This window comes from Porphyromonas asaccharolytica DSM 20707 (assembly GCF_000212375.1).
GTDB classification, from domain to species: domain Bacteria; phylum Bacteroidota; class Bacteroidia; order Bacteroidales; family Porphyromonadaceae; genus Porphyromonas; species Porphyromonas asaccharolytica.
Genome location: NC_015501.1, coordinates 1,871,030 through 1,887,612, shown reverse-complemented (window position 1 = coordinate 1,887,612; position 16,583 = coordinate 1,871,030). Strand labels below are relative to the sequence as shown.

14 protein-coding genes are annotated in these 16,583 nt (G+C 53.8%); 4 read left to right on the top strand and 10 right to left on the bottom strand.

Annotated features, from left to right (window positions below):
• Positions 1-55 precede the first annotated feature (55 nt).
• From PORAS_RS07340 to PORAS_RS07325, 4 genes are all read left to right on the top strand, one after another.
• Positions 56-1,672 (top strand): hypothetical protein, encoded by a 1,617-nt coding sequence (locus PORAS_RS07340; protein ID WP_013760763.1) that lies wholly within the window; start codon positions 56-58, stop codon positions 1,670-1,672.
• A 22-nt stretch (positions 1,673-1,694) separates the two neighbouring features.
• The gene (locus tag PORAS_RS07335; protein ID WP_004331248.1) at positions 1,695-2,408 is read left to right on the top strand and encodes a hypothetical protein; all 714 of its coding nucleotides are present in this window, start codon (positions 1,695-1,697) and stop codon (positions 2,406-2,408) included.
• 86 nt (positions 2,409-2,494) lie between these two features.
• Positions 2,495-2,947 (top strand): DUF4494 domain-containing protein, encoded by a 453-nt coding sequence (locus PORAS_RS07330; RefSeq protein WP_004331207.1) that lies wholly within the window; start codon positions 2,495-2,497, stop codon positions 2,945-2,947.
• An 86-nt stretch (positions 2,948-3,033) separates the two neighbouring features.
• Positions 3,034-3,699: a YggS family pyridoxal phosphate-dependent enzyme gene (locus tag PORAS_RS07325; protein ID WP_013760762.1), complete on the top strand. Its 666-nt coding sequence runs from the start codon at positions 3,034-3,036 to the stop codon at positions 3,697-3,699.
• 292 nt (positions 3,700-3,991) lie between these two features.
• Here PORAS_RS07325 and PORAS_RS07320 read toward each other — a convergent pair whose 3' ends face one another.
• The 10 genes from PORAS_RS07320 to PORAS_RS07275 form a co-directional block, all read right to left on the bottom strand.
• Entirely contained in the window at positions 3,992-6,268 is a 2,277-nt protein-coding gene (locus tag PORAS_RS07320) for an NADP-dependent malic enzyme (RefSeq protein ID WP_013760761.1), read from the bottom strand.
• 99 nt (positions 6,269-6,367) lie between these two features.
• On the bottom strand, positions 6,368-7,558 hold the full coding sequence (locus PORAS_RS07315) for a hypothetical protein (RefSeq protein WP_013760760.1): 1,191 nt from the start codon (positions 7,556-7,558) through the stop codon (positions 6,368-6,370).
• Positions 7,558-8,490 (bottom strand): methyltransferase domain-containing protein, encoded by a 933-nt coding sequence (locus PORAS_RS07310; RefSeq protein WP_013760759.1) that lies wholly within the window; start codon positions 8,488-8,490, stop codon positions 7,558-7,560. The genes PORAS_RS07315 and PORAS_RS07310 overlap by 1 nt, the downstream gene beginning before the upstream one ends.
• 12 nt (positions 8,491-8,502) lie before the next feature.
• Positions 8,503-9,294: a nucleoside triphosphate pyrophosphohydrolase gene (mazG, locus tag PORAS_RS07305; protein WP_044211435.1), complete on the bottom strand. Its 792-nt coding sequence runs from the start codon at positions 9,292-9,294 to the stop codon at positions 8,503-8,505.
• A 180-nt stretch (positions 9,295-9,474) separates the two neighbouring features.
• On the bottom strand, positions 9,475-11,142 hold the full coding sequence (locus PORAS_RS07300; protein WP_013760757.1) for a sulfatase-like hydrolase/transferase: 1,668 nt from the start codon (positions 11,140-11,142) through the stop codon (positions 9,475-9,477).
• Positions 11,139-12,827: a phosphoethanolamine transferase gene (locus PORAS_RS07295; RefSeq protein WP_245528018.1), complete on the bottom strand. Its 1,689-nt coding sequence runs from the start codon at positions 12,825-12,827 to the stop codon at positions 11,139-11,141. The genes PORAS_RS07300 and PORAS_RS07295 overlap by 4 nt, the downstream gene beginning before the upstream one ends.
• Positions 12,828-12,977: 150 nt before the next feature.
• Positions 12,978-13,487, bottom strand: a complete 510-nt coding sequence (locus PORAS_RS07290) for a low molecular weight protein-tyrosine-phosphatase (protein WP_004331215.1) — start codon at positions 13,485-13,487, stop codon at positions 12,978-12,980.
• A complete protein-coding gene (locus PORAS_RS07285) occupies positions 13,468-14,217 on the bottom strand; it encodes a lysophospholipid acyltransferase family protein (RefSeq protein WP_245528017.1) in 750 nt (249 codons plus the stop codon). Before PORAS_RS07285 ends, PORAS_RS07290 begins: the two co-directional genes overlap by 20 nt.
• Before the next feature lie 145 nt (positions 14,218-14,362).
• The gene (locus PORAS_RS07280) at positions 14,363-15,607 is read right to left on the bottom strand and encodes a M16 family metallopeptidase (RefSeq protein WP_013760754.1); all 1,245 of its coding nucleotides are present in this window, start codon (positions 15,605-15,607) and stop codon (positions 14,363-14,365) included.
• 159 nt (positions 15,608-15,766) lie between these two features.
• Positions 15,767-16,360, bottom strand: coding sequence for a 30S ribosomal protein S16 (locus PORAS_RS07275; RefSeq protein WP_004331221.1), 594 nt, complete (start codon positions 16,358-16,360; stop codon positions 15,767-15,769).
• Positions 16,361-16,583: the final 223 nt, after the last annotated feature.

Below are 16,583 nucleotides of genomic sequence, written 5' to 3'. Positions count from 1 at the left end.
CAGGTTCTGACTAATGGTCAAGTCTCATTCGTTTATACACCTATACTTATAAACTATGCTTCGACACTATTTCATTCCCCTCATAAGCTCAGCACTCCTACTCATCACTGGGAGCTATCTATCTGCACAGACTCATGATAATGCGCTACGCTTTAGCACCGAGACACTCGATGGGACGGCTCGTTACCAAGCTATGGGAGGAGCCTTCGGCGCAGTAGGTGCTGACTACAGTAGCTTGCGACAAAACCCTGCCGGACTAGGACTCTTCCGCAGTAACGAGATACAGGGTACCATTGCCTTCGGACAAAACCTCGACAAAGCTACCTGGTACGAAGAGCAGTATAAGAAGGGACGCACCGCCTTCAGTGGCAATATGTCTGTCGTGCTAGCGACACCGCTCAGAGGGTCTGGCCTATCCTTCAATGTAGCCCTAGGCTTCTACCAGCGTCAGAGCTTTGCTCGCACCTTTGACGTTAGTAACCATCAGGTTACTAAGTACTCACTAGCAGACTACGCAGCCTTTATCACGCCGACCAATGTCTCTTCCAAGGATCTCCTCGGTAAGAACGCTTATGGTAGCGTCCCCGCACCTTGGCTTGCCATACTGGGACATGGGGCTGGCTGGACAGTGCAGCGTCCTGAGGGCTTCTATGAGAGCGCCTTCAACTACAGCGACAAGGGGGGAATCTTAGGACCGAGCAATTCGCAGTTACGAGTTAACGAGCGTGGGGGTATCCAGGACTTTGACTTCACCTGCGGGCTTAACTACAACGACCGCCTATACTTCGGTCTAGGTCTTAAGATCAGTGCGCTAGACTATCGCATGAACTCTTACTACGGCGAGGACTTCATAGACAAGGATTACCTAGAGCTAGCCAACGAGCTTCGCACCTCTGGGTCAGGAGCATCGGTTAGCTTTGGTTTGATCGCTCGTGTCTCAGACCATCTGCGCCTAGGAGCTGCCGTCCAGACACCCACATGGTTCACGCTGCAAGACAACTACGTAGCAGGAGCTGCATCTCGCTACTCACGAGCCGTAGACAACGATGGCAAGCCGCTACCAGAAAAGGATTGGACGGTCAAGGATCAGACACCTAGCGATGCCGCTTGGCGCTATCAGCTACAGACTCCCACCAAGATCGTCCTCAGTGGAGCCTTCGTCGGACGACGAGGCATGCTAAGCCTCGACTATGAGCTGGCCAACTACACAGGCATCCAGCTCAAAGACACTTACGGGCCTTTTGTTGATGACAATAAGCTCATGAAGGATTACTTCACACCGATGCAGAGCACGCTACGTCTCGGTGGCGAGCTGAGAGTCTCTCCTCAGTTCAGCCTCCGTGCGGGAGGCTACTGGCGACAAGCTCCTATGAAGGCAAGCTTCGACTCCGATCCTAAGCAGAGTGCCACGATCCCTGTCAACGAAGCTGGTACCGTACCACACTACGAGATCGTTGGTATGGGCTACGGTATCACGGGCGGACTAGGCTGGCGCTTCTCGCCCTCCTCTTATATAGACCTAGCGGTCGTCTATCAGGGACAAAAGTCTCATATGTACCCCTTCCCGACTCGCTACTATGCGGACAATGGAGAGCAGCTCACGACTCCTCAAGCTATCCAGCTACAGAAACAGCGCATCTACGGGGTCGCTACCTTCGGCTTTAAGTTCTAACCCTCTTTATATCCACAGAACCATGTCACTATCTTCCAAAGCTTGGGATCGCCTCCTAGACCTTATCCTCGGGTCCAATATGGCGCAGATCAATCGTGTCGAGTGGCTCACCGACACGCTCTACCCCTTTCTCTCTATCTCAGAGCTAGAGCAGCTCGCCACGGAGCCTCCCCACCGCTTCCTCTCGGTCAAAGTCCTGAACCATATAGCCAATCAGGAGATAAGTCGTCACACCGAACTCCTAGCTATGGGCTCGGCAGGTAGCAGTCTCACCGGCTGTATAGCTACATGGGTCGGCATACCGACAGAGTTAGCGCAGTACAGTGTCAATCTGGTCCTCCTCATACAGAAACTCGCTTATCTCTACGGCTGGGACGACTTCTACTCCTATGGAGCCGTAACGACAGAGACCAAAGCACGTATCACCTTTATGATGGGCAGTATGCTAGGCATACGAGAGGCTGATGCGTTGCTTCGTAGTGCTTCTCGCTCGTATCGAGGTCAGGTCTCCATAACGCCTATGCCCTACGTAGGTGACCGTTCTCCCATCGACAAGGTCATTGTAGAGATTTCGAAGCGTCTCTTGGTCCTCTCCGCCAAGGGTGGCGTCACCGCCTGGATCGGTCGCAAGGCTCCGCTCATCGGTGTAACTATCGGAGCGACGACCTCTTATCTCCTCGTCAAGCCCTCACTCGTACGTCTCAAGGTGCTCCTACGTGACCTCATGCAGGAGTGATCTCCGAGACTTTGGCTCTTTCGTGCATCTCAATAAATCCGTACCTTTGCCCACATCAATTCATTTTTTAGACGAATAGCAACTATATGGCCAATTGGTTTGAATGCAAGGTGACCTACGAGAAGATGGTCGACAACGGAACGCCCAAGCGTACCTCCGAGGGGTATCTCGTTCAGGGCGACACCTATACGGAGATAGAAGAGAGACTCACCAAGGAGCTCACGCCCTTTACCTCTCTAGGCGAACTCATCATCAATACGATCAAGCGGATCAAGCTCGCTGAGCTCTTCCTCTCTGATCACCCCGAGGACGACCGCTTCTATCGCTGCAAGGTCAACTTCATCTCTCTAGACGAAGCCAAAGGCATCGAGAAGCGCACCGCAGCAGCTATGATCGTGCAGAGCGACAGCCTGCCCAACGCCCTCAATCGCCTGGAAAAGGAGATGTCCACGACCCTCTCACCCTACGAGATAGCCTCCATCACCGAGACTATCATTATGGATGCGTGGCCGATAGACTTCTCTAAGCCCAACGAGTAGCCCATTCCTATTCCGAGACTGTTACCGAGAGACAGGTAGCAGTCTCTTTTTGTATTGTACCAATCCTCATTTTTCCCCCACACATCATGATCGCAGAGCGTCTAGCAGAGATCCGGAGTCAGATACCAGAGCAGGTGCAGCTGGTGGCAGTCTCCAAGTTTCACCCCGTAGAGTCCGTCCGTGAGGCTTACGAAGCCGGTCAGCGACTCTTTGGCGAAAACCGAGCACAAGAGCTTGCCGAAAAGGCTCCCCAGCTCCCCGAAGACATTCAGTGGCACTTCATCGGCACACTCCAGCGCAACAAGGTCAAGTACATCGTCCCCTACGTCTCCCTCATCGAGAGCGTCGACTCCGAGGCTCTCCTCCAGGAGATCGTCAAGCAGGCGAACCGCTTCGACCGCCAGCTGCGCATCCTCCTGCAGTACAAGATAGCACAGGAGGAGAGCAAGAGCGGACTAGACCACACGGAGCTCCTAGCACTCGTAGACCACTACCTAGCGACTCCCGAGTGGCGGGAGCGCATCACCATCTGCGGCTTGATGGGTATGGCGACGCTGACGGCAGACAAAGAGCAGATACGTCACGAGTTTGACACGCTACGTGCCCTACAGACGGAGCTACGTGAGCGCTACCCCGAGATCTCGTGGGATGAGCTCTCCATGGGTATGAGCAGTGACTGGCCCCTAGCCGTAGAGGCCGGCTCTACGATCGTCCGCATCGGCACCGCCATCTTTGGCGAGCGACAATACTAGCCCAGCCCCGCTCTCAACCATTCCACCCTGACGGAAGTCAGACGCAGCACCACGAGGAGGAGACTTAATCGCTGATTAAATGCGGTTAAGTCTCCTCTTTTTTGTCTTCCTCTTCCACCCAATCTTGCGATTGGTCTGATAAAGCTAGAGTTTCCTCCCGTGGAAAGACAACGTCCCTCCCTAGGGACGAGGCGTTTCATACCTAGGAAACTGAAGTTTCTCACGTCGGAAACTAAAAAGGGAGACCCACCATCTGGTGGATCTCCCTCTTATTGTCGTATGGCGCGACGGACTAGACGAAGCAGGAGTTCGAGTCTAGCGAAGCCATCGCTGTGATATTGACGATGTCCTTGACGTCTGCATCGTGGTCGGCGAAGTAGATCGGCTTAGCCAGTCCGATCTGGATAGGACCGATCACATCCTCCGCTATGTCTAGGTGCTTGAGCAGCTGATAGCACGCATTCGCAGCCGAGAGACGGGGGAAGATGAGCACATTGGCTGGCTCACCCTTGATGCGATTGTTCGGGAACTCCTCATCGCGTCGCTGGTAGTTGAGCGCAGTCTGTAGCTGCATCTCACCGTCCACCACAATATGCGGGTAGTCTCTGTGCAGGATCTCCACCGCCTTGCGTGCCTCCACCGAGGACTCGGCATCGGTGCTGCCAAAGTCTGAGAAGCTAACCATAGCAATGACCGGCTTGATGCCAAAGCAGCGTACCTTTTCGGCAGCCAGGAGCGCAATGTCCACCAGTGTCTCAGCCTTGAGGTTTTGATTGATCAGCGTATCAGCCAGGAAGAGAGGTCCACTCTTCATCATCACGAGGTGCATCGTGGCAAAGTGCTGGTGACCTGGTGCTATACCCACCGTATCACGAGCCACATTGGAGAGGTAGGCATAGTTTGAGTAAATACCTGTGATCAAGCTGTCGGCATCGCCGCACTGTACCATCATCATGCCGAAGTAGTTCGGGCCAAACATCTTGTCCTTAGCTTCACTCAGGATACCGCCCTTGCGCCAGTTTTGCTCTGTGTAGCGGCGGGCATACTCCTCACGCTTAGCCTTCCACTGCTCGTCATGCTGATTGATAATTTCGATCGTGGAGAGATCCAAGTCATGCTCCTTGGCAAGCTCTCGGATGACCACGGGGTCACCCAGCACGATAGGATGAGCGATGCCCAGCTGAGCCACCTCAGCAGCAGCACGCAGCACGAGTGGGTTCTCACCCGCAGCGTAGACCATACGCTTGGGCGACTTTTGCGCAGCCTCGTGGATACGACGTAGCAGGTGACTCATACCTCCCGTGCGCATCAGCAGCGACTGCTCGTAAGCCTCCCAGTCGGTAATCTCACGACGCGCTACACCCGTACGGATAGCTGCACGAGCCACGGCCATCGAGACCCTCGTGATGAGGCGTGGGTCCACAGGCTTCGGGATAAAGTAGTCAGGGCCGAAGTGCAGCGGCATGTGTCCGTAGGCACTAGAGACTTCATCGGGGACAGGCTCCTGCGCTAGGTCTGCGATTGCTATTGTGGCAGCCATCTTCATCTCCTCATTGATCGCCGTGGCACGCACATCGAGTGCCCCTCTGAAGATATAGGGGAAGCCGATCACATTATTGATCTGATTTGGATAGTCCGACCGGCCCGTAGCCATAAGTACGTCAGGGCGTGCCGCTTTTGCATCCTCATACCTGATCTCAGGCTCTGGATTGGCTAGCGCAAAGACAATCGGATTGGGTGCCATCTTCTGCACCATCTCAGGCGTTAGCACACCAGGCTGTGATAGTCCGAGGAAAAGGTCAGCCCCTTCAATCGCATCGGCCAGTGTGTAGATACCCTCACGACTGGTCGCAAAGAAAGCTTTGCGTTCATCTAGGTTGGGGCGATCGGTGCGAATGACCCCCTTGGAGTCGATCATCACAATGTTCTCCCGCTTAGCTCCCAGTGCTATATAAAGCTTGGTGCAGGACTGTGCTGAGGCTCCTGCGCCACTGACTACGATCTTAGTCTCTTCGATCTTCTTGCCGACGATCTTAAGTGCATTGAGCATACCCGCAGCGGAGATGATGGCGGTGCCGTGCTGATCATCGTGCATGACGGGAATGTCAAGCGTAGCCTTCAGTTCCTCCTCAATCTCAAAGCACTCGGGGGCCTTGATGTCCTCGAGGTTGATACCGCCGAAGGTGGGTGCCAGCGAGCGAACGATCTCGACAAACTTCTTGGGGTCCTTCTCGTCGACCTCTAGGTCAAAGACATCGATACCCGCATAGATCTTGAAGAGCAGTCCCTTGCCCTCCATCACCGGCTTGCCTGCCATAGCACCGATGTTGCCCAGTCCTAAGACGGCGGTGCCGTTGGAGATAACCGCAACGAGATTACCCTTGGAGGTGTAGTCGTAAGCACGCTCAGGATCAGCCTCTATATCTTTACAAGGCACAGCCACGCCAGGGCTGTAAGCAAGCGTCAGATCCTGCTGTGTATTGTGCGACTTAGTGGGTCGCACCTCTATCTTACCAGGCTGTGGAAGCGCATGATAGGCTCTCGCAGCCGCTTCTAGTTTTTTGTCCATTATGCTATCTTATAGTATGATACATAGTTCTTCGTGGCAAGGATCTCTCCTCACCTCGCATACAAAGCTACAACTTTTGCGCCACTCTAGAGCGCATCGCTAAAGGATTGTCCAGTTGTTGCAAAAGGTGAGTGTCAGGGAGATCATGTGGCTCAGCTGGCTCCGTGTGGCGGTACGCTGACTCCACCAGAGCGCACCCTCTAGGCGCAATGCTCCGAAGCTGGGAATGGGTACTTCTAGGGCGGGATAAAGGCCTAGTCGCCACTGCTCCTCGGCTGTACGAGCGGACGCTAGGAGCGGTCCCCCGTAGGGCGCATAGTAGCGGTGCCCGTAAGTGGCATCTGTCGCTAGTCGCAGCATCTTGTGTCGCCAAGCTAATCGACCATAGAAGCCATATCCGAGTGGTGGCTCAGACTTGCCGTCACGGAGCGAAGAGCCTAAGATGTGCAGAGAGCCTTCGACCGTCCCCTGCGCTGCATACTTATATTGTGTAGTCACCCCAGTGGCTCCCGCTAAGTAGGTGTGTAGCGTGTCTGGAGGGGACATCTGCTGTATCTCTCCTGCCCGATGGTGAGCCGTAGCTTGCAACTCTAGTTGCGTTTTCCAACTATCGCTGCTGTGGAGCCGATAAACTGTGGATAGTAGGGCTGAAAAAGCCTCCTGATGAGTTTCTCCAGGGAAAATAAAGCCTTGCCAATCCACAAGAGCTTCTAGAGCAAAGCGAGGATAGCGTAGTTGAATCATTGCGCCCTGAGCGGGGTCTCGTGTGAAGCTGTACTCAGGATCGTAGAGCGGTGAGACGAGCGAGAGCGACCCGTCTTGATCGACCGTGGAGGACGCGACACCTCGTAGTGCCACTGTCTGCGCTCCGAGGAGTGTCCCCATCGAGACGGTGATATGGTCGTTCGGCCTGTATTGTAAGGAGAGGATAGGACGTAGATGCACACCACGCCCCTGCTTCTTAGGATCGCCGCTCCAGTGCGGCAAGTGGTCGTACCAACCACCTCGTGGATAGCGCTGTGCACCCAGTAAAGTGAGGTTGTATACGCCCCCCACGAGACGCACCTGGCGATGCTCGAGCGCCACCGTGGGAGCCAATTGCCACCCGGGGAGCGTATAGCCGAGCTGGTAGTCGGCGTGGTACTCATTATTGCGAAAGAAGGTCGTTGCTTCTACCCCCACACTCAGACGCAGGGAGTCCGCACTCAGCTCCGCAACGTTGCTAGCGCAGAGTACGGGGATCGGGGCTAGCAGTAGGAGGATCGTCCCGAGTAGCTGTCTCGCCTTCATCACGCCTGACGGACGAAGTGGTAGAGCAGTGCACTCGCTCTCATCGGGGTAAAGAGGGAGCGTATGTGGTAGGAAAAGCCGACGCCAAAGGCTTTGAGCCAGGTAATGAAGTTGATACGTCCCCCCTGCTTGTAGCTTTCGCTCAGCAGTGCAATGTAGTAGACATCTAGTCGCTGCGGACGAATCTTCTTTAAGGTGAAGTGGTGCGCCTCAACCGTTTGTCGCATAGAGTGTGGCGTAAAGTGCCACAGGTGACGCGGCACATCGTAAGCAGCCCAGAGTGCACGGTAGTAGCTAGCGTCAAAGCTCTGCGCATTAGGCACAGCGATGCAGAGCGTCCCCCCAGGCTTGAGTAGCTGTTGGTAAATCTCTAGTTGATCGGCAAGATCTGGTAGATGCTCTAGGCTATGCCATAGACAGATAAGGTCTAGCTGACCAAATAGTTCGGAGTGGTGTGCCACAAACTCTTGGGTCGTGGCAAAGAGTTGCTCGCTAGGGATCTGCTGAGCGCACAGTTGCCGTGCCGCTTTGCTCTGCTCCACGACATACGCTTTGCACCCATGCTCCTGCATAGCATGGGCAAAGGCTCCAACGCCCGCCCCGACCTCCAGCATCATCTGCGGAGCTGTCGCACAGAGCTTGCGAGCCGTCCGAACCCGCCGTCCTACGCGGTAGCGCTTCACCGCACGATAGATGCGAGCCATACCGCCCCGGCCCTCTGTCTGATGGCTCAGATAGTCGGAGCTGTCGTAGTAGTGCCCTAGCTCCTCTGCGGGAGGAGGTGTCAAGGTCTGTAGCAGTCCACATTCGTTGCAGCGTCCTATGGCATAGTGCTCGTGCGAGACGAGGTGGTCCTCACACTCCCACAGCTCGGTATAGCTACTATTATGGCAGTGTGGGCAGGTTTGATCGGAGAGACTACATGCTATCATAGCTAGACGAGACTATTTGCTGGTACTCTTTTTGGCCTCCTTCCATAGCGTCTCCATCTCCTCTAGTGAGAGATCGGTGATGCTCTGACCACGAGTCTTAGCCGTCCGCTCGATATACTCAAAGCGGTCGATAAACTTACGATTCGTCCGCTCTAGGGCATTGTCGGGATTCACTCCATAGAGACGAGCCGCATTGACAATGCTAAAGAGCAAGTCCCCTATCTCGGCCTCTAGGTCGTCAGCACTGCCCGAGGTCATCTCCTGCTCGACCTCCTGCAGCTCTTCGCGCACCTTCGCCCAAACCTCCTCGCGCTCCTGCCAGTCGAAGCCGACGGCCCGCGCCTTGTCCTGTATGCGGTACGCCTTGATCAGTGCAGGCAGAGCCGACGGCACGCCCGAGAGGACCGACTTATTGCCGTCCTTCTCCTTTTGCTTCACCTGCTCCCAGAGCTGTACCACCTGCCCCGCATCTTCGACCTCCTCGGTAGCATAGATGTGCGGGTGGCGAAAGATGAGCTTGTTGCACAGCTTGTTGCACACATCTACAATGTCAAAGTTGCCCTGCTCGTCCCCTATGCGCGCATAGAAAAGGACATGCAGGAGCACGTCGCCTAGCTCCTTAGAGATAGCATTCGTATCTCCTTGCTCTAGCGCCTCGCTCAGTTCGTAGACCTCCTCGATGGTGTTAGCCCGTAGCGACTCATTCGTTTGCTTGCGATCCCACGGGCAGTGCGTGCGCAGATTGTCAAGGACATCCAGTAGGCGGGAGAAAGCCTCCAGCCGTTCATCTTTGCTGTGTATCATAGCTTGTCTATTATTATAGTGCAAAGGTACCACTTTGAGGACAAAGCACCTTACGAGCCGAGCTGTAAGGTTTGCACTATGGACTTTGTGTCCTACAGATTTGTAAGTCTGTAAGAGTAGGAGCATACTCTAGACTTCAGAGTATATCAGTGATGGGCGAGGAACTATGAGAGTGTTTTGCTACGATAGGGATACCTTGATGCCAGAGAGACGCATCAGTAGCTGGGGCAGGTCGCTGAGGTTGTGTCGCTCGGCATTAAGCTGTAGCAACTGATCTCGTAGGGTGGGAGAGATGCGCTGCATGGCAGGGGAGAGGTATAGTAGCATAGGCACCTGACCTCTAGTCTCGGGAGCCACCTGATCGCCTGAGTAAGGGTGCCACTCACTATAGGCCCCTACAGGGCTGCAATAGATAAGTATCGTGGGGGTGTCTTGGTAGTGTGCGATGAGTTGCTTGAGTAGGTCGTCCTGGTAGTAGACGACGTTGTAGTATTGAGCCAGGTGGTCTAGAGCATCGCCCGATAGATCTATGTCAATGTTTGCCGACAGGCGATTGTACTTACAGAACTCCTCGGGGATACGCCACCAGATGTTACTGCGAGCTCCCAAGAGATGAATGGTTGTGAGACGAGACTGACTCTCTAGCTGCTTGAGTTGGTCAAGGACCGCGTCATCATAGGGAATTCTGCTGGTCCAGTCTTGATCATCTGCACGTAGATTGGTAAAGAAGTGGTCGTCGCAGTCGGCTGCTAGCTGTGGGTAGACATCTAGTCCACGTGCTATGCGCGGGGTGTTGTCTAGCCAATAGGTGTCGTAGCCTGCTGCACGAAAGATACTATAGATAGAGGGATAAGTGTCCCAACTGTTAGGGCTATCCTTAGGACAGAGGGAGAATGTCCAGGCAGCAGCTAGAGCCGCATTGTCAGAGGCACTGTAGACGCTGTCAAGCCTGATGAAAGAGCCCATCTGTAGGAGCGAGTCTATGACAGGTGTATTGTCATTGACGATAGGATTGTAGCAGTGCATCAGATGCGGGTAGATGTTTTCAGCAACGACCAGCACGACATTGTGCGGCGGTAGGAGTGAGTCTACGGTTACCTCTTGGGGAGTCGCTTGCCGAGGTCTATAGTCAAGAGCACAGCGCTTAGCATCATGACGCAACACCCGATGGCTCAAGTAAAGGCGAGCTAGAGGTGCATGCGCATTGTACTGTATGACTCCTGCACTGGTAGCGATACGCGTCTGACGCAGATAGTTGATGCCGAGTATGTGTGCGCCAACGAGAACTACTATGAAGAGGAGTGTAGAGCTGTACCGTTGGATGCGCTTGTCCCAAGGGGTGGGCTGCTCTTTAGTACGCTTGGTACGACTTATGAGCCAAGAGATGCCGAGCGGTAGGAAGATAGCCACTAGGAGCTTGACTCCCTCGATGAGCATAAAGGGCATCTCCAGTCGTAGCGACTTGAAAAAACCGCTAGCCTCTCCAGGGTTGGTCGCAAAGATCGGGATAGCGATCGCATCGCAGTAAGGCATCTGATAGGTACTGACGAGGTAGAGATCCATGATATGTATGGCACTGATCAGTACCAGCTCGATGATGAGGACCACCCGACGTGTGATGCGATGGGGGATCAGAGTGGGGATGATGTAGAGTAACGTAGCCATCCAGAGGGTGTCCCATAGTAGGGGGAGATTCTCTCTAGATAGATAAGTGGCACTCCTAGAGAGCAGGCCTCTGATGACCAGGTTATTGAGCGTCAAAATCGCTAGCATCGCAATCAGTAGCCATACTAGCTGTGGAATCCTTGCTTTGACTCCCTGGAGGTAGTGTAAGAGTGCTTTTCTCATAGCTGATCTGGATGCTTAGGTGAGAAGGTAACCTCAGAGCCAAAGCCCTTGATACATCTAGGACGGGTCGCATCGTACGATAGACTCCATAGCTGTAAGCGGGGGATGGTATAGTTTGACTCGATGCCCATAAGTCCCATGAGTGAAGAGGTGAAGAGGTCGGTCATGAAGGGCTTGTACCGAGCACGCTGTACGGCGAGTAGGACGTCGGGATTCTCTGCAGCGAACTGATCGGACATGTAGACCATAAAGGGTATCTGCAGAGCGCTCTCGCAGACTCCGTGTGCTGCTTGAGTAGGAGCCTTAGGATTGTCATAGCGAGAGATAGCATGATCCGAGAAATAGATCACGATGGAAGAGCTCTGGCTATAGTATTTGATAATTTCGGAGACGATGGAGTCGTTGTAGAGGATTGAGTTCATATACTCAGCCGAGTTTTGCGCCTCTCCTGAGCTGAGGCGAGGCTCTATCTGCTTTACGTCCTTAGCCGTAAAGCGACTAAAGCGATCGTTGGGGTATCTATCGGCAAAGGAGGCATGGCTCCCCATCAGATGCGCTACGACGAGAAGACTCCCATTAGGTGAGCTGGTCTGTCGGTAGACGATCAAATGCGGGAGGATGAGTTCATCGTGCTTGACCCGTCCAGCTTTCCAGTGCAAGGCACTAGAGGTACTCCCATCGGTGTAGTAGGAGCTATCGGCCGTGGAGGCTATGAGCGACACCTCTTCGATCCAGTCTCCAGCCATCTCCTGATTGCTACACCAGTAGGTCTTGTAGCCAGCAGAGGAGAAGGTGATAGGGAGTGTCGTCGTGGCATCCCAAGGTGCTTGCTCGTCCTCTCCTCGTATGGTGAGGACGCGTCGCAGCGAGGTGAGCGTGTTCGGTTGAGGGCAGACGACATCATCGTAGAGAACTAGTGAGCCAGCCTGGACGAGTGAGTCTAGGCGTGGCGTATTCTCTAGCGGATAGCCGTAGCAGTGCATGTCTAAGCGACGTAGAGACTCGCCGATGATGACCACCACATTGTGCGGCTGACGCTGAGGCATGAGGCGAACGTTGGTCGGAGTGTTTTTCCATAAGTTCTGCCCCATCTCGTCGTATCGCTTTTGATTGGTAAAGACTCCCAGCGTGGTAGCTACGTAACGACTCATCATATTGTACTCATGAGCGAGCGTGTAAGCCTCTTCATTGGAGATCCCTCCGGCCACTATTGGGCTTAGCTGCGTAGCATGCGGTATACCGGAGATAAGTAGTAGCAGTATCATGAAGAGTAGTCCCCAGCCCTTGTTGGTTAACCAGGTCACAAGGCTGATGCCACAGAGCAACCCGATGGCCTCCAGTAGCGTGTGCATCGGCATACTCCATGGTAGTAGCGAGCGACACACCTCATCGGCCCAGGGCGTGTAGTACTGTAGCAAGACGGTCTGCGTCAGGAGCGTGCCGTGCTCGGTGAGCAGATAGTACTCATATATAAATAGTACAGCCGAGAGCAGTACGATGAGGCTAGTCCAAGTGATGCGCCACCATCGTTTAGGTAGGATGGCGGGGAGCGTCATCAGTATCGCAGTGCCGGCGATATAGCCTCCCAGCCAAAGGAGTAGAGGCATCTCCATGCGAAGGTGCAGTATCATTAAGCTCCCCATAAGCACTTGCAGGAGTGTCAGGAAGGTAAAGAGAGTAGGCATACTACACATACGCCCCAACAACTGCTTCAGATAGCCCCCACAGATGGAGAGAAGCCTTTTTATCTTAAGAAACATCGGAATAAAAGATTGCTCGTTAACAAGGTCGTAATAAGTCCAGCGCAAAAGTACGAAAAGTAGTGCTGCCCCCGCTTACTTATCGCTCTGCGTCTCGTAACGATGATATAAATTGGTACACCCCTCAGTGAGTAGATCTAGGACGAGCTCAAAGCCCGACGCACCTCCGTAGTATGGATCGGGAATGTGATCCCACGGCATCTGCTCTAGGTAGTCAGCCATACGCACGACCTTCTTCTGCTGCTCTAGCGTCGGAGCCAGCTCGCGCAGAGCCTCATAGTTGCCATCGTCCATAGCGATGATCTGGTCAAAGGTCTCAAAGTCTCCATCCTTAATTTGCCTCGCACGGTGCGTCATCTCGATGCCACGCCGTGCTGCATGGGCACGCATACGTGGGTCTGCTAGCTCTCCCTGATGCCATCCACCGATGCCTGCCGAGTCTACTTCGATCTGAGACGAGCTGGCGGGGTCTTCGGCTAGGAGTTGCCGCATAATAGCCTCTGCGAGTGGCGAGCGACAGATGTTGCCTAGACAGACGAAGAGAATGCGGTAAGGAGCCTTGCTACTAGAGTTGCTCTGTGCCATCGTGGATGCCTTGCTGTATCGTGTGGTAGACCCCTTCGCGTAGATCTTGCATCGGCTGATCGGAAGAGCGATAATCACGAGGGTGGATAGGTGGGTGTATATCTAGATAGAGGCGACGCCAGTGGGGTAGGAACGAGCCTGCGCGCATCACGCCATAGGAGCCCGAGATGGAGACAGGGATGATCGGGATGTCTAGCTCATCGGCGATCACGAAGCCACCCTTTTTCAAAGGCTGCATACGTCCCGTGCGAGTACGACTGCCCTCAGGAAATATAAAGATCGAGTAGCCATCACCGAGCGAACGCTTAGCTTCGTCTAGTGAGTTGCGGATGTTCTGTATGCTATGTCCGTTGACAAAGATAAAGCCCGCAACCTCACACGCTTTGCCCACGAAGGGGACACGCCGCAGCGACTCCTTCATCACCCACTTGAAGGGGATGCCGAGGAAGCCGTAGAGAAGGAAGATGTCGTAGGCTCCCTGGTGGTTTGCCATGACGACATAGGGACCAGACTTCTTGTCGTAGTTCTTACGCCCTCGCACGGTGACGGGACAGAGGGATAGTATCAGTCCTAGCCACGACCAGATGAGTCCTGGGTAATAACTAAAGAACTTGCCAAAGCCTAGCAAGCATCCCACCGTCATAATAAGTGCTAAGATGATGGTTATCACCGCATAGATGGGCGCCGCAAATAAGACTATGTATATAATGTATAGTATCCGTAGTAGCATAGAGGAGTAGGGGGTTGTCTCACAAACTGAGGCCATAGCATACGAGCCTCAGTGCTTGTATCTCGCTCACAAAGGTAATGAAAAAGCCCCTGACGGTTACTTCCTTTTGAACTCAGTGAGCGTAACTGCTTTCTTTATCGCTCTGCTACTTGTAGATGAGCGTATGTCGCTGCGCTCTCGTGAGGTAGCGACCGACCGTCTCGGTGATCTCCTCAGGCGTGATCGCCTGTATGCGCTCTGCCACCTCGGCGACGCTACTGACTCTGCCGAAGTAGAGGTAGCTCTTGAGCATGGTGATGAGCTCGCTATCGTGCTGATCGTTGGCGAGGAGTAGCTGCCCCACGATCTGCTGCTTACTGATGGCTAGCTGCTCCATACTCATAGGCGTGGTGACGTAGCGATCCAGGATGCGATGCACTGCCTCCACAGCTTGTTGTAGCGTGTCGCCACCCGTGCCGAGGTAGACGTTCCAGACGCCATCATTCAGGTAGGGCGTGTAATTCGCCTCGACACTGTAAACCAGTCCCAGCTCTTCACGCAGATGAAGGTTCAGCTGGGAAGAGATGGCGGGACCTCCGATGAAGTTGTTGAAGAGCGTCATAGCGTAGCGCTCACGATTGTGCAGGCTCGGAGCATGTGTTCCTATGATGCAGTGGCACTGGTTGGTGCGGTAGTGGTGCGTCTTAGCGATGAGCCGCTCGGGAGTGGTCGTGGGTTTGACCTTTGGCACTTTAAATGGATCTCCTGCAGCTACTCGTGGCTCGCTGTATAGATGCTCGATCATCTCCACCGCTTTGTCAAAGTCTATCTTGCCCCAGATGCCCAGCACCATATTGTCAGGGCGGTAGTACTGATCCATAAAGCGCCGTACGACTGTCGAGGAGATACGCCTGACTGATTGCTCAGAACCTAGTATATTGTGCGCTAGCGGCGTGCCGCTAAAGAGTAGCTCCTCAAACTCATCATATATCCGCTCACTTGGAGCATCTAGGTAGCTAGCTATCTCCTCAATGATCACCTCCTGCTCCTTGCTCAGCTCTTCGGTCGGTATGTAGCTGTTGAGCACGATATCTGTGAGCAGATGAACGGCCCTGAGCGCATAGCGTGAGGGGATGGTTATGTGTAGGGTTGTATCCTCCTTGGTAGTGAAAGCGTTGAGATCAGCACCCACCGCCTCGACACGATTCACTAGGTGTAGGGCGTGTCGTTTATGCGTCCCCTTAAAGAGCATGTGCTCCGTACAGTGTGCCAGTCCATGGTAAGGTTGCGGATCCTGAGCTGAGCCTGTCTGTACCATGTAGCCTATATAGGTGACCTGGCTGGGAATAGGGTAGTAGACGATACGTAGTCCCTGGGCAGTGGTGTGGTATTGTAGTTGTGGAGATGTCATGATGAGAGGGAAAGACGGTCTCGTAGATCAGTCTGCTCAAAAAAAAACCCAGACCACACAAAGTCATGCAGTCTGGGCCTCATAGATGTTATGACACATAGATACGTATCATGGTAGATACGACTAGATATGTCGTAGAGGTGTTGTGTAGTTGTCAGCTTACTCAGCAGCGGGAGCCTCTTCTGTGGCAGGAGCCTCCTCAGCAGCGGGTGCTTCCTCGGTGGCGTTAGCCTCCTCGTTAGCCTCAGCTTCAGCCTTTGCAGCAGCTTCGGCCTCAGCCTTCTCGCGCTCGATGGCTGCTTTCTTCTCCTCTAGAGCCTTGCTACGCTCCTTGTTTTGCTCTTCCTCAGCCTCGTGCTGCTTCTGAGCTATATCTTGAGCCTTCTGCTGGTCACGCTCTGCGACTCCCTTGAGGAGCTGCTGCTTGTTCGTGAGCCATGCCTCAAAGCGCTGGTCTGCGACCTCCTGTGTGAATGCGCCCTTGGCGACACCACCATCGAGGTGCTTCTTAAGGAGGACACCCTCACGTGAGAGGATGCGACGTACGGTGTCACTAGGCTGTGCACCGACCTTGAGCCAATAGAGAGCGCGGTCAAACTTCAAATCTATTGTAGCAGGATTAGTGTTCGGATTATAAGAACCTATCCTCTCAATAAACTTTCCATCCCGTGGAGCCCTGCTATCAGCGATGACGATACGGTAGAAGGGGTAGCCACGACGACCGAATCTTTGTAGTCTGATTTTAGTTGCCATTGTTGATATTGAGATTTGAATGATTTAGATGTCCGTGAGAACTTTCGTCTCATACGAACTGTGCAAAGGTACGCAAAAATCTTCATTCCACCATAACCTCTGCGAAATCACAATCTGCCTACACATGTCACGGCTAAATTCTATTTTGAGGCCCTGACAGGGGACCGCACTGACAGGTGATCGACAGGATCTCTTAGGCTCCGATACGATCTTCCTTTAGAAG